This is a genomic window from Niabella yanshanensis (genome assembly GCF_034424215.1).
GTDB classification, from domain to species: domain Bacteria; phylum Bacteroidota; class Bacteroidia; order Chitinophagales; family Chitinophagaceae; genus Niabella; species Niabella yanshanensis.
Map to the genome: position 1 here is coordinate 3,984,411 of NZ_CP139960.1, position 14,562 is coordinate 3,998,972.

A 14,562-nucleotide genomic window follows, 5' to 3' on the forward strand; every position below is an offset into this window, starting at 1 on the left:
CTATTGTTGTATGTTGTAGAACCGGGGTGCTATTATTGAGTATTGTTGATGTTTTTTACAGCAACGCCAGGCATTTTTTCAAATATATCCTGCATGTATTTCCTGTGATTGGCTCCCGCTATCACTACTACTTTTTGATGGCCTAATGCCCTGGCAGTGTTCACAACATTTTCGCACATACCTTTATTACGCATCAGCCACCAATGTATCTGTGATAGGATTTCCTCTTTGGGAAAATCTTTTAAATCATATAGCTCCGGGAAATAAAAATCACCTGAAGCTAAAATAGCTGAAGCCTCGTTGGTGTTCAACCATTCTGTAAACCGGGTTGATTCTTTTTCTATGTCCGAAACTGCTTCAAACCCTTTAATTCTCTTGGTTAAAAGAGCCTCCAGTTCTTTGGCATAAGAAGCTGTTGTGTCTTTTTTAAAAGCCTCAAACCGGGCATAAAATGCCAGGGCCGATGCAGACCAGTTTAGATCATAATCCTGGCAATCCATAGGTAGCAGTTCCCGGATATTCATTTCCTGCATTAAAGGAAATGCAATCAATGCATATTCCGAAGTTTTCAACCTTCTCATACTCCGGCCAGTCGTGTCTGAATCCGGGCTTAAGAGCGTACTGACATAGTTTTCAAGCTGAATATTGGGAAATTTTTTTAAATGATTCCATACCTGCCAATATTGATAATGTGCATTGGAGACATCCTGGTTCAGGTAAAAGGCATGTGCCAAATCTGCTTTTAACCGGTAGTTTTCGGGGTTTGATATTACCCGTGTTTTTAAACTGTCAATGGTAATGGAAAGCCGGTCTGTTTTAATATCTCTGTTATTTCTGAGGGTTTTCAACCGCTTCATATTATCCTCTTTGCACCAGTAATCCATAACCAGCCGTTCGTCTTCTTTACTCAGGAATTCGCCGAAGAATGCAGTAGGTTTAAAGTTCCTGACTTGTGCATACAGATTCGACAGGTCCTGCCTGGGGGATTTGCTGTAGTTGTGCGCGACGCCAATTAATAATACATTAACTTTTTGCGCGTATGTATTAAAGGGTGCGAGAAGAAAAAATAAAAAAGAATATTTCATGTTTTGTTTGATATACACCTGCTTTTTAATTGAGGCCTTATGATAAATCATTGGTAAAGGTTCGGGCTTGGGTGAGATATAGTTTCAATAGCTGGTTGCCTGCCTTTACTTCCTTTGGGTCTTACCCGTATCTAGGTTTCTGCTATACCCGCTTATTGCTGCTATTTGCCGTTTTAAACCTGAACTCCAGTCTATGTTCCGCGTTTATTTGATAGCGTATAGAAAGCCTGATAGTGTCATCATCCAATATACGCAGATATATGATATCCTTGATGTATTTGTTAAGTTTTTTCTACACTGTCAATGGTCAACGCCGGTGCTCACGATTTTCAGGGTTTTCGCAGTAATGCACATCTAATCTAAGGTATCGTTCCAATGCTTTGGATGGCATAATCAGTGAGAGACGTGAAGAAGCATTAATCTTTTTTAGTGATCACTAAATTCCTGAAATAGGCTTCCGTCCCGGGGCCTATCCATAGGCCGACGTTGCCTTTCGCATTTGATCCATGTTTAAGGTCCGAAACAATCAGGGTTGGCTGACTGGCTCCATGAACGTATAGCCGGGCAATAGTGTCCTGTACCTCAATTTTTACTTTTGTCCATATACCCACTTCTAAATCTACATAAGCTTCATATTTCTCAGGAAAATCTTTACGTAGTTGATACCAGGGATATTCCGGGTAAGAGATATATTGAGCAGCGTGGTTTCTCCGAACCTGGTCTGGCGCACGTCCGTTGCTCGGGCGCAAATAAAAGCATTCAAATTCCTTGTTAGAGCTGTCTATGCGAAAAGCTATACCCACAAAACCCCGTGCCCCTTCTGAGGCGTTTTTCATAGGTTGACCAGCCAGCTCAACTTCGATAGTGCCATTGTGGAAATAAGCGTTTTCCGGCTGGACTAATCTTAATTCGGTATCGGCCTGTGGGTCTATATCTGTTACTTTTATCGCTTGATGGTGCTTTAGCACTCCAGCCTGAACGGTTACATTCAGGGCTTTTAGCTGACTGGTGTCTTGTAGCGAATACATTGTTTTGCCAGACTGGCTTTTGGCAATAAGGCCAGCCAGGGTGCAGGCCAGGAGCAAAGTAAGTTGCTTCATTGTTTTGAATTTGTCAGGTTATACTTCAATGGTCCTTAAAGATATTGAAAGGCGAGAAAGATACAATGCCAAAATCCTTTAACTCCTTTTATTAGCCGGATTTTTCATCGGAGCCTCTGTATCCGGATCATTGCTGTTGTTTAGTTTATAGCTAATCAAATAATCCATGTAAAGCAAGCTTTTTTGCTTTATCGAACTAAAAGTGGTTGTATGTTCCCAGCGCAAAAGCCGGGATTGGGAAATAGCTGATGTTACAAGGTTGGCCCAACTTGAATGAAACCCAATTTTGTGGGCAGTCAGTCGGGGGATTTTCCTAGAATTTTCTCACCTTAAAGTTCGTTTTACCCTTATAGGCATATCTTTGCCCATTTACAATCTGGCTGTGCAGTTGCTTCTCCTTAATAGAATGGTAAAAAGAGAAAGCAACACTATGCAGCCATGAGTAAATATTTCACTCACTTTAAAATTAAATTTATGTCGAAAAAGACAGTTGAGCCCAGGAAGAATAAGCCGACACAAAAGAAAAGTTCAGCACAAAAGAAAGCGAATCCAAAGAAAAAAGCCCGGTAAATCAAAATGCCGGAAGCCCGGTTCAAAAGCCGGGCTTTTTTACGCCTTTGTCTGAATTTCAAGTCGATAGCGCCAGGTTTTTCATCAGGAAAAAATACATGGATGCGTTAGATATAGTGAAAGCGGCCTGTCTTGGGTTGAGGGGGTGGTGCACGGAAGATATTTTGGAGCTTTGCAATGGAACAGCAATCGAAGCACAAAAGCCGAATTGTTGTGCATTCAGGCTACACAGAGCAACCCTTTCTGTCCCAACGGAAAGTATTATAATTATTCAGCCGGGTCCCAATCATACTTCAGTTACCGCTGACTGGCAATCAGCAAATTCAGGTCTGTATACTTTAAATCAAATCGCTGGCTTAAATAAAAATTGGTCAAATGGCCTTTGAACAGGTAGATGCCATTACGCAAATGTATCCGGTGCCAGGCCAGATCTTCAATACCGCCTTCCTCGCCGGCGTCTATAAGTAAGGGCATCAAAACATTACTGATCGCCTGTGAAGCGGTGCGGGCAAAGCCCGAAGGGATATTAGGTACGCAATAATGAATGACACCATATTTCATGAATATGGGTGACTCGTGAGAAGTAACTTCAGATGTTTCAAAAACGCCTCCACGGTCAATGCTGGCATCGATAATAACCGAGCCGGGCCTCATGCCACTTACCATTTCTTCGGTTACGATCATCGGCGTACGGCCGCTTAAATTAGATAAACAGCCCACCGCAACCTCGCAGGTGCGTAGTTGCTTGGCCAGCAGTTTGGGTTCAATTACGGAGGTCCATAATCGTTGGCCAATGGTATTCTGCAGGTTCTTTAAACGGCTAACATTATTATCAAACAATTTAACTGATGCGCCCAACGCCAGAGCAGCACGCGCCGCATATTCGCCTACAATGCCCGCTCCGATAATAATAACTTTAGTAGGCGCAATGCCCGAAATGCCCCCTAGCAACACACCCTTGCCATGATTGGCAGAACTCAGGTATTGCGCCGCGATCAGCATCACAGCGCTACCCGCAATTTCGCTCATGCTGCGTACAATTGGGTAAGAGTCGGTATCGTCTTTCAGGTTTTCAAATGATAAAGCCGTGATCTTTTTCTTCATCATGGTACACAACACATCCGGCTGCAGCACCGATAAATGCAAAGGAGAAATGATCGACTGATTCATTTGCAGCAATGGCAGGTCCTCTTCAATAACCGGTGCGCTCTTTACCATAATAGGGGCCTTGAATACTTCTTCCCGGCTGTAAACGATTTTAGCGCCTGCGTCAGCATAATCCTTATCACGAAAGTGAGAGGCATCTCCCGCATTATGCTCCAGCATTACGTTATGCCCGTTGTTTACTAAAACGCTCACGGCATCGGGTGTCAACGCAATCCGGTTTTCCTGGAAAGCAATTTCTTTGGGAATTCCGATGGTCATACCTTCTCCCTTTAATTTGATGTCCAGGGTTTCCTCCAGCGTTTCATAGCTGAATGATGTGCTGATAACAGGCTGTTTCTTACTCATACTTGTGACAGAAGTGTACTAGTTTATCTCGGTTATATTTAATAAGACTAAAAAATATTCTTAACCAGGTTAATTGCTTACTGATAGTTTATAGGTGACAGATAATGGGTCCTGGTTTTCCAGCGGGTCGATTGCTGTTCATCCGGTCTTATTCTCATTATTCATCACTCACCAAATTTACTCCTTTTTATGCTATTTCCAGCGACCGTTCTGTATCGCCTTCCACACGCAGGTATAGCGTTGTTGTGTCGTCGGGAAATAATGCCTCAGCCCTTTCCGGCCATTCTACAAAGCAATAGTCGCCGCTGTACAGGCAGTCTTCTACTCCTGTCCGGATAGCTTCCTCCTCATCTTTTAGCCGGTACAGGTCGATGTGATACAGCCGCTTTGTGATTCCATTTTCATTATACCGATATTCATTGATCACGGAAAATGTCGGACTGCTTACTACGTCCTCCACTTTTAACAGACTACAAACAGCACTTATCAATGTAGTTTTTCCTGCTCCCATCGTCCCATGCAGGGCAATCACCTTACGGTTTTTTAGCTCATCCAATAACCATTGGGCCGTTTGATCAATTTCAGGTAATGTATATTTTCTTATAGTAGGCATGTTTGTTAAATGTAGAACGCAAATATCTTCTATTATTACCAAAAATACAATCCCGTGAGCTGCCTGAAGCTAACCTGTTATACCTGTTGTGATTTGGACAATTTGTAAAAATCGTAAGTGTAGGCGTTGTAGGGGAGTAGCCGTTGCGAGAATAATTTAGCGGTAAAGCACCCGATGATAATAGGGATGAACAGGCTGTAGCCATTGGGTACCAGGTTGCAGGTTAATATCAATGCCGTAAGAGGAGCAAAAATAGCCGAAGAAAGCGTAGCTGCTGCGCCCACCAGGGCAAAATTAAGCGGCACCAGGTTGGTATGAAAATAGGTATTGCAAAAAATAGCCAGTAATAAACCCAGGAAAGCGCCCGCTACAATACTGGGAGCAAAAACACCACCGTCGCCGCCGGCACCCAATGTAAGAGAGGCCACTAAAGGTTTTAACAGGATCAGCGCGGCCAGCAGTAGTAATGAAATGTGCTCTTTACTGATTGCTGTTTCAAGTATTTGATTCAGGCCATGGTAGCTGTCGCCGTATAAGACCGGGAAGCATAGAATGGAAAGACCAACTATTAATGCGCCGATGTTTACTCTCAGGAAATTATTATGTATTTGTGCAAAAAGATTCTTGATACGGGTTACCAGGAACGTGAAGTATACTGCCAGTGTGCCGCTTAGCAAGCCCAGCAGTACAAAGAAAGGGATAGCGTACCAGTTCCAGTCTTTGATTGAAAAATGCAGTAGCGGTTCGTTATCAAAAAGGTAAATAAATATAGCGGCTATAAGGGAAGAGGCTGTGCAACTAACGATCAGGGATTTGCGCAGTTTCCTGGCAATCACTTCCATGGCGAACAACCAACCCGCCAGGGGGCTTGCAAAAAGTACGGCTACTCCTGCTGCTACACCCGCGCAGATCAGCTCGCGCTTATACATTTTCGCCGAAAACTCCCTTTTGTACCCCATATTACCCACAGTTGCCGTTGCCACTACGGTTGAAACTTCTACGCCTGTTGACCCACCAAAGATCACCGTAAGAAAACCATTGATATAATGGGAGGGAATTTTAAAGAAGGGAAGATGCTCTTTTCTTTGGTCAAGGGTTTTGTAGATTTCTGTAATGCCCTTGTTTTTACGGTTCAGGAACAGGTATTTACGAAGAAAATAGATGGCCGTAATGCCGATAGTAGGCAGTACCACAAATAATACCTTGTGGGTATTTTCTACCGTGTCAAATACCCGGTGCTCAAAATATTCTGTGAGGTGTTTGAGAGAGAACGCCAGCAGGCAACTTATTAAACTAATGAGAATAGAAATGAGTACCAGCTTGTAATAATGATGAACGATAACTTTTTTCCTTTCCACGCGATTCCTGTTTAAATAAGGAGCAGGGAAAAGCCCCACCCCAGTTTAATAGGGTGCAAAGGTAACAACTGTTGCTGTAAACAACAGTTGTTAGTAGTTATTTGATTGATTGTCAGGTTATCCTACGATCCTTAACCGGGCGTAATTGAGGAGAATTTTCTTTTCGCCGTTGGTTTCGAATTTAATGATGGCCATGGGATTGTGGCTGGCGCCTTCCATTTTGATGATCTCTCCAAATCCAAATTTCTGATGCTCCACTTTTTGTCCCACTGCTAATTCGGTAACCTCATTGGCTACGAAGTTTTCTGTAGGTGTGTGGTCTGTCACCTTTTTTTCCATTTTGGGAGGTAAGTAACTTGGGGTAGCTGACTTTTTGCTTGGTGGCGGACCGTAACGTTTTTCCGCATCTTCGGCAGCTTTTTTGCCACCAGACCAACCTCCGCCAAATCCACTGTTCATGCGCTCGAAAGCGCTGCCGCCAAAATTGTTGCTCATTTTTGTGCCACCCCCCGCATAACTACGGTCCAGCAGTTGCTCCGGCAGTTCTTCTATAAACCGGCTGGGCTCATTTTGCACCAGTTGCCCAAATTTATAACGGGTATTGGCATAGGTAACCCATAGTTTCTTTTTAGCCCGCGTTACTACCACATAGAAAAGCCTGCGTTCTTCCTCCAGTTCTTCCCGGGTATTGATGCTCATAGCGTTGGGAAATAACATTTCTTCCAGCCCTGCTGCAAATACGCATTCAAATTCCAAACCTTTTGCTGCGTGAATGGTCATCAGCTTTACGGTATCCGCATCGGGGTCCTTTTCGTCTGCGTCGGTCAGTAAAGTGATCTGCTGCAGGTATGCCCCCAGGCCTTTATCTACAACTTCTCCATCTTCGTTATCCGGGCTTTCTACCCATTCTTTAATAGAGTTGAGCAACTCCTGTATGTTCTCGTATCGTTGTAACCCTTCAGTACTTTTGTCATTGAACAATTCCCGCACCAGGTTGGTATTCTTGCCCACGTGAAACGCAACTTCATAGGCATTGTGCTTTTCCAGCATGCTGGAAAAACTCCTGATCATGGTCACGAAATTGTTGATCACTTCCAGTGTACCGGCCCGGAAGCCGTGTTGAGCAGCCTCCACCAGTATCTCCCACATGGTTTTATTGTGGGTATTGGCCAGCAATATAATTTTATCTATGGTCGTTTTACCGATGCCACGTACGGGGTAATTAATGATACGTTTTAAGGCTTCCTCATCACGGCTATTAATGATCAGGCGCAGGTAAGCCACCAGGTCTTTAATCTCCTTGCGCTGGTAAAAGCTCACACCACCATACATGGTATAAGGAATCGCCATGCGTCTTAACGCTTCCTCAAAAGCCCGGCTTTGGGCATTGGTACGATATAGTATTGCGAAATCTTTATTTAAGAAATGGTTCCGCAGCTTTTGTTCCTGTATGCTGTCGGCTACAAACTTTCCTTCTTCGTTATCCGACATGGTTTTTACAATCCTGATCTTCTCACCTTCCGCATTTTCGGTAAACAGCACTTTTGGGATCTGTCCCTTGTTTTTACCAATTACATCATTGGCCGCGTTGATGATCGTTTGTGTGCTACGATAGTTTTGCTCCAGCTTTACCACTTTTACTTCATCGTAGTCTTTCTGAAACTGTAAAATATTCTGGATGGTAGCGCCCCGGAAGCTATAAATACTCTGGGCGTCATCTCCCACCACGCAAACATTTTCATGCATGGCCCCCAGTAGTTTTATTACCTCATACTGGGCCGGGTTGGTATCCTGGTACTCATCAATCAGTATAAATTTAAATTTATGCTGGTATTTGCTTAAAGATTCGGGATTAGTTTTAAGTAATTCGTAAAATTTAAGCAACAGGTCATCAAAATCCATAGCGCCGTTTTTAAAACAGCGCTTGCAATAAGAATCGTAAATTTTAGCAATTGCCGGCCGGTTGGCACGGATATCTTCCTGCTGTACATAGTAGTCTGTTGCATAGTCGGCGGGCGATACCAGCGCGTTTTTGGCAGAGGATATACGGTTATACACCTGTGATGGTTTATACAATTTATCATCCAGGTGCATTTCGTTGATCACTGCTTTAACCACGCTTTTGGCATCGTCGGTATCATAAATAGTGAAATTGTTGGGATAACCGATCCTGTGTGCTTCTGCCCTTAAAATTCTAGCAAATACACTGTGAAAAGTTCCTATATATAAATTACGTGCTTCGTTTCCACCTAAAATATGTTCTATACGCTCTTTCATCTCCCGCGCTGCTTTATTGGTAAATGTCAGCGCCAGTATATTAAAGGCGTCAATACCACTGGCCATCAAATGGGCGATACGTGTGGTTAATACCTTGGTTTTACCACTTCCCGCACCCGCGATAATCATAATGGGACCCTGAATATGTAATACTGCTTCTTTTTGCCGCTCGTTCAAACCTTTTATATAATCCTGCATGGGCGCAAGGTACGAAGAGCGTATGATTTATAAGGTAGACATGCTGCAAAAAGTGTTGGTTAGGAGATTTAATCAGGTAAATCGGAATACTTTAACAAACGGGCATTAAACCTCCTAAGTAGTTTGTAGTCATATTACTGTTTGGTAAATGTTTAACAGTTATTAGCAGAAAGTTTGTTTTTAAAATATCATCTAATCAAAAATTAAGGAGATGGGTTTAATAACGAAAAAAACAGGATTGATTTCGGGGGCGCTGCTAATAACCTATGTGTTAATGGCGCAGGAAATTCCGTCGAGAACGAATGAGGGAGTGAGCAGCGCTGCACCAAGGGAGGCCCGGAAGAACGCCTATTTTAATTTGAAGCTGACGAAAGAGCAACAAAAGGAACTACAGGTGGCAAATAAAGAAAATCGTGAAAAGATGAAGGAGATTGCAGCGGACAGCACCCTGGAGCCGAAGGAAAGGAAGAACCAGCTACAAGCTGTTCGAAAGGACCTGATCGAAAAACGCAGGACTATTCTTACTGAAGAGCAATACACGATGTATGAGCAGAACCTGAAGGAAATCAAAGAAAAGGGCCTGGTCGGTTCGGCAAAAAATGTGGTAAACAATATTGAAAAAAACAGGGAAAAAGATCCCAATGGGCTGAGCAGGGATGCTGAAAAAAAGACATCTAAAAAAGGGAGGAGTAACTGGAACGATTTGCAGATGACGGGCGAACAACGCGAAAAGATGCGGCTTGCCAACCAGGATTATAACACTCGGGCTCAAACCATCAGAAATAATATTTCGCTTACATCATCCGAAAAACAAGATCAGACAAAAGAGGCTTACCGGGCTTACGAGATGGAAATAAGATCTATTCTTACTTCAGAACAGAAGTCTAAGTGGGATGATCAGCAACGAAGAGCCCGGATGACCATGTCGTCGAGAGAATTACAAGCGGACCGTAACAGGAGGGGGGTGAGCCATTAATTTCAAGATTAATAAAATTAAATGCCTTTACAGGTATTCAGGATTACAACAATAAATAAAAAAACAAAAAATGAAAAAGTCAATTTTCCTCGCTGCCATGATCAGCGCTTTCAGTATTACTGCTACTTATGCGCAGGATGCTCCAAAAGAAAAACCTAAAGCAGAAGCACGCCGGGGTGGCGAAAGGCGCGGGCCGGGTGGTGGATATAATGCGGCGGAAATGTACAAAGATCTGAACCTTACAAAAGACCAGGAAGCAAAGTTGAAAGACCTGAATGATGAGCAAGGCAAGAAAAGGCAGGAGTTGAGAAATGATAATTCTTTGAGTGATGACACCAGGAGAGAAAAAATGCAGGAGATGAGAAAAGAATGGATGGAAAAAGAAGGTGCAATTTTGACCAAAGAGCAGAAGGAGAAACTGGATGTTAAAAGAAAGGAAAGAATGGAAAGAGGCGGCAACAGAGGTCCTCGCGAAAGCAGGCAATAAGCATTTGTGTCTATAATCTATTTATAACTGAAAAAGCTCGTGATTTAATTCACGAGCTTTTTTAATGTTATCTTTGTGGTTTAATTACTGTTGGAAAACAGCAAAATATCATTACATGAAAAAAATAGATCCCCGCTTTCAGAAGTTTGCAAAAAAGAAAAGCAATGCTGCTATAAAAGAAGGTTTTAAGCAGGAGAAAAGAAAGTATAAAAAGGAAAGGGCTGAGTTCTTTGAGCAAAAAAAGAAAGAAGCCCGTGAAAAACAGATCACAGGACCAGTGATCGAACGTGAAAAAGTGGCGTTGGAGCAAATGCCACTTAACAAATACCTGGCGCATGGAGGTGTAAGCAGTCGCAGGGAAGCCGCTGATCTTATTAAGGATGGTAATGTGAAAGTGAATGGCAATGTAATCACTGAACCTGGCTATAAAATGGCAGATGGGGACGAGGTTACGGTAAACGGCAAAAAGATCTTTATTACCAAAAACCTGGTTTACATCCTGGTGAATAAACCCAAGGATTATATAACCACTACTGATGATCCGCAAAAACGTAAAACCGTTCTGGATCTTATTAAAAAAGCTACACAGGAGCGTGTTTATCCGGTAGGAAGGCTCGATCGTAATACTTCGGGGGTTTTGTTAATTACCAATGACGGAGAGTTGGCGCAAAAGTTAACACACCCGAGTAACGAGGTAAAAAAGATCTACGCTGTGACACTGGATAAGCCGCTGGAAAAAGGTGACTTTGATAAAATACTGAAAGGTGTAACACTTGAAGATGGTCCGGCCTACGTAGATGTATTAGCTTACAGTGATGCTAATGACAGAACACAAATAGGCGTGGAGATTCATAGTGGGCGCAATCGTATTGTTCGCCGGATTTTTGAAAGTCAGGGATATGATGTAAAGAACCTCGACCGGGTGATGTTTGCGGGGCTTACCAAGAAAAATGTAGAGCGTGGCAAGTTTCGCTTTTTGACCGAAAAAGAAGTACGCAACCTGAAATATTTTGGCAAGGAAAATAAGAAAGCAGGCAAGGGGCAGGCGGCTGTAAAAGGAGTCAGCCGGCCAACAGATGAAGATAGCGGGCTACAGGCGCCGGCAAAAAGATTAAGAAAACCCGTTAAAAAAGATGGTTTCACAGAAAGATCTTATTCAAAGCCAGCTAGCGGTAATTTTAAAAAAGAAACCTATGCTGCGAAAGGTTCTGACAAAAGTGCTGACAAGCCTTTTGCAAAACAGAAGCGGCCGGCAAAGTCTTACGGAAACACAGAAGGCGCATTTAAAAAAGAAGAGTATCCATCGAAAGGATTTGCTAAAAGAACCGGCAAGCCTTTTAAAAAAGAAGGAAATGGTGAGAAGCCTTATCTGAAAACAATAGGCGGCGGTGTTAAAAAGGAAAACTTTTCAGGAAAAGCTCCTGCTAAAAAGCTGGGAAAGCCGTTTAAGAAAGAAGGATCCTCAGGAAGAGCTTCAACAGGCAACTATAAAAGTGCATCAGGGTCTGGCCGGCCGGCAAGGCCGCGCCGGAATAATAATAATTAATTTATAAACTGATCAATATATTCATATGTCGTTAGAACAAACTATTAATGCAGATATTAAAACTGCTATGCTGGCCAAGGATGCCAACGCGTTAACAAGTCTTCGTGCGGTAAAAGCTGCTATTCTTTTAGCTAAAACTGCTGAAGGAGCAAAAGATGAATTAAGCGCAGATGACGAAATTAAGATCGTTCAAAAGCTGGTAAAGCAACGCAAGGATTCGCTGGAGATTTTTGAACAGCAAAATCGCGCAGACCTGGCTGAAAAGGAGCGCCAGGAAATAGCGGTTATCGAAAAATATCTGCCTGCACAGCTTTCTCCTGAAGAGTTAAAAGCAGCGCTGCAAAAAATTATTGCTGAAACCGGTGCTTCGTCTCCTGCCGATATGGGTAAGGTAATGGGTGCTGCCAGCAAAGCCTTATCGGGCAAAGCTGACGGTAAAGCGATCTCTACCATGGTTAAAGAATTACTGGCGTCTTAATAACATAAGATTGAGATAAAATATCTGGCTGCTTACTCCTGAGGGGTAAGCAGCTTTTTTATTGCGGGTAATATTTTTGTATCAGATAATAATAAGGAGCGAAGTGATGATGAAGAAAATCGTCTTTCCCCTCATCTTTAAACTTTGCATCATAGGCTGCGTCGGGTATCAGTATTATTGGGCTTCCTGCTCTCATGTAGTTAGTGGAAGCAACATATGCCGGTTGTTTGAATTGAGGTAGCGCTTTTTTGATGGCCATTTTATAAACGGTCTTGCCGAGGTATTTGGTGTACATTTCCTGGGCTTTTCGGGGTTTGCGGTTTACCCTCCCATATAAAATGCTGCCAATAAATCTTACGCCGAATTTTTGCTTTTTCAGCAACGCTTTAGTTTTTATCAGTGGATTGGGCAGGCTCATGTCCTGGATGCGTTGAATCGTATAAGGGGACTCGGGTACCCAGTCTTTACGGTTGACAATGGTAAAGCCCCAGCCGTCGCGGGTTATGTTTTCATAATCGTAAGCATAATACATATTACCAGGTTTGGGAGCTGCGCTGCAATAGGTTTTAAATTGAATGTCTTTGGGTAATTTGTCATCCTGTTGTAAATAGTGCAGGTAAGAGCGTAATAAGAATGCGATCGCGGCGCCCTGGCTGTGACCGAATAGATAGATATCACGAACTCCTTTCTGGTAGAGGTCTTTTATTTTTTCCACGATGTCGGGCGCCATTGATGCCAGTGATACGGTCCAGCCTACATGCACCGTTGCCTGTTGGTCAGACGAGAGCTTGTAATGAAATTCAGTTGAGTCGTTCAGGTGAAGACTGCCTGTTGCCGGTATCATAGCCGCATAAAAATTAGCCAGCCAGCTTATTTTATCGCCAATCGTTCCTCTTATGGATATTGCGGCTGTGTTATCCTCTCTTAAATAGAGTGACCATTGGTTCTTCAGGCCCACTTCAGGAGAACGATATAGTCTGTGGTATGGATCTCTGGTAGTTTTACGCAGGTTGCTGTCAGGAATACTGCTTCCAAAATAAAACAGGGAGAACAGGGAGGTATACTCGTTTACATCAAAACCGGGCTTTAATTTTGTTTGAGCCTGCAACGAATAGCTACCGGATAAAAGTAATGTAGCAGTGAGGCATAAGAAAGTTAGTAAGCGTTTCAATGGGATTCATTTTAAGAAGTGGAAGATTTCCGGCCTTTGCAAATTGCTGAGATCAGCATTATAAAAAAGCCAGCGATTTAATCGCTGGCTTTTTGAAGGGGGTATGGTTAAAGCGTTTTTAACACATCATTCATAGCTCTTACCGCATCAGCACTTTTGTTGAAAGTTGCCTGCTCTTCATCGCTTAGTTTAAAATCGAGAATTTGTTCCCATCCATTTCTACCAATAGTAACGGGCACTACCAGTGAAATATCATTCTGGCCATATTCGCCCTCCAGGAAAACACCACTTGAGATTAGTTTTTTCTCATCGCGCAAAATGCTTTCAACCATAGCCGCAGTTCCGGCACCCGGTGCATACCAGGCAGAAGTGCCGATCAGCTTGGTTAATGTAGCGCCTCCAACCATTGTATCTGCTACAATTTTCTGTTGTTGTTCCTCGCTTAAAAAATTCGTTACCGGAGTGCTGCCCCATGTAGCATGCTTGATCAAAGGGATCATGGTTGTATCGCCATGACCGCCAATTACCACTGCGTTCAGATCGGCCGGGGAACATTTGAGCTCCTGGCTCAGGTAATAACGAAAGCGGGCCGAATCCAATGCACCACCCATGCCAATCACTTTGTTTTTAGGCAGGCCGGAAGTAGTGTAGGTCAGGTAGTTCATCGTGTCCATCGGGTTAGATACTACGATGATAATAGTATCAGGAGAATGCTTTAGAATGTTTTCGGTAACACTTTTTACAATGCCTGCGTTTACACCAATCAGTTCTTCCCTGGTCATGCCCGGTTTACGTGGTAAACCTGATGTAATGACCACTACGTCTGAGTTTTCGGTAGCTACATAATCATTGGTAACACCTTTTATTTTGGTATCGAAGCCCAGCAAGGCGGCTGTCTGCATCATGTCAATAGACTTTCCTTCGGCCACCCCTTCCTTAATATCTAATAAAACAAGTTCTGAAGCCAGTTCTTTGCGGGCGATATTGTCGGCACAGGTAGCTCCTACTGCACCAGCTCCAACTACGGTTACTTTCATTTGCATTGTATTTTAAAGATGATCAATCGGTTACCTGCAAACGTACATTAAATTTTTCATCCGTAAAACCGGCCCTGCCTGTTCCGGTACGGGCGGGCATCCTCAGGTGGTTGAATAGCGGATAGACGAAGCACTAAACGGACCCCTCATTGTT

The 14,562-nt window shown here is 43.2% G+C and carries 12 protein-coding genes; 4 read left to right on the forward strand and 8 right to left on the reverse strand.

Translation table 11 applies throughout. From position 1 onward, the window contains the following. Positions 1-32: 32 nt before the first annotated feature. The 6 genes from U0035_RS16530 to U0035_RS16555 all read right to left on the reverse strand — a co-directional run bounded on the left by U0035_RS16530 (position 33) and on the right by U0035_RS16555 (position 8,713). Positions 33-1,085 (reverse strand): DUF5694 domain-containing protein, encoded by a 1,053-nt coding sequence (locus U0035_RS16530; protein WP_162817963.1) that lies wholly within the window; start codon positions 1,083-1,085, stop codon positions 33-35. Positions 1,086-1,501: 416 nt separating this feature from the next. Beyond that, complete coding sequence (locus U0035_RS16535; protein WP_114792307.1) at positions 1,502-2,185, reverse strand: hypothetical protein; 684 nt, start codon at positions 2,183-2,185, stop codon at positions 1,502-1,504. Between the two features lie 867 nt (positions 2,186-3,052). Further along, positions 3,053-4,267, reverse strand: coding sequence for an alanine dehydrogenase (locus U0035_RS16540; RefSeq protein ID WP_114792308.1), 1,215 nt, complete (start codon positions 4,265-4,267; stop codon positions 3,053-3,055). Positions 4,268-4,454: 187 nt separating this feature from the next. Continuing rightward, positions 4,455-4,880, reverse strand: coding sequence for a tRNA (adenosine(37)-N6)-threonylcarbamoyltransferase complex ATPase subunit type 1 TsaE (gene tsaE / locus U0035_RS16545; protein ID WP_114792309.1), 426 nt, complete (start codon positions 4,878-4,880; stop codon positions 4,455-4,457). Between the two features lie 77 nt (positions 4,881-4,957). Then, positions 4,958-6,238: a chloride channel protein gene (locus tag U0035_RS16550; RefSeq protein WP_114792310.1), complete on the reverse strand. Its 1,281-nt coding sequence runs from the start codon at positions 6,236-6,238 to the stop codon at positions 4,958-4,960. A gap of 117 nt (positions 6,239-6,355) precedes the next feature. Further along, positions 6,356-8,713, reverse strand: coding sequence for an ATP-dependent helicase (locus U0035_RS16555; RefSeq protein WP_114792311.1), 2,358 nt, complete (start codon positions 8,711-8,713; stop codon positions 6,356-6,358). A gap of 211 nt (positions 8,714-8,924) precedes the next feature. On the opposite strand from U0035_RS16555, the gene U0035_RS16560 reads away from it, so the two are divergent. From U0035_RS16560 to U0035_RS16575, 4 genes are all read left to right on the forward strand, one after another. Further along, a complete protein-coding gene (locus tag U0035_RS16560; RefSeq protein WP_114792312.1) occupies positions 8,925-9,689 on the forward strand; it encodes a hypothetical protein in 765 nt (254 codons plus the stop codon). 70 nt (positions 9,690-9,759) lie between these two features. Beyond that, positions 9,760-10,176 carry a hypothetical protein gene (locus U0035_RS16565; protein WP_114792313.1) on the forward strand — a complete coding sequence of 139 codons (417 nt, stop codon included), beginning with the start codon at positions 9,760-9,762 and terminating at the stop codon, positions 10,174-10,176. 115 nt (positions 10,177-10,291) lie between these two features. Beyond that, on the forward strand, positions 10,292-11,722 hold the full coding sequence (locus U0035_RS16570) for a pseudouridine synthase (protein WP_245957797.1): 1,431 nt from the start codon (positions 10,292-10,294) through the stop codon (positions 11,720-11,722). Between the two features lie 25 nt (positions 11,723-11,747). Then, positions 11,748-12,200, forward strand: a complete 453-nt coding sequence (locus U0035_RS16575; protein ID WP_114792314.1) for a GatB/YqeY domain-containing protein — start codon at positions 11,748-11,750, stop codon at positions 12,198-12,200. 58 nt (positions 12,201-12,258) lie between these two features. On the opposite strand, the gene U0035_RS16580 is transcribed toward U0035_RS16575, so the two are convergent. Together U0035_RS16580 and mdh are read right to left on the reverse strand one after the other, a co-directional pair. Further along, a complete protein-coding gene (locus U0035_RS16580) occupies positions 12,259-13,371 on the reverse strand; it encodes a lipase family protein (RefSeq protein WP_162817964.1) in 1,113 nt (370 codons plus the stop codon). A 107-nt stretch (positions 13,372-13,478) separates the two neighbouring features. Beyond that, a complete protein-coding gene (gene mdh / locus U0035_RS16585; RefSeq protein ID WP_114792316.1) occupies positions 13,479-14,408 on the reverse strand; it encodes a malate dehydrogenase in 930 nt (309 codons plus the stop codon). Positions 14,409-14,562: the final 154 nt, after the last annotated feature.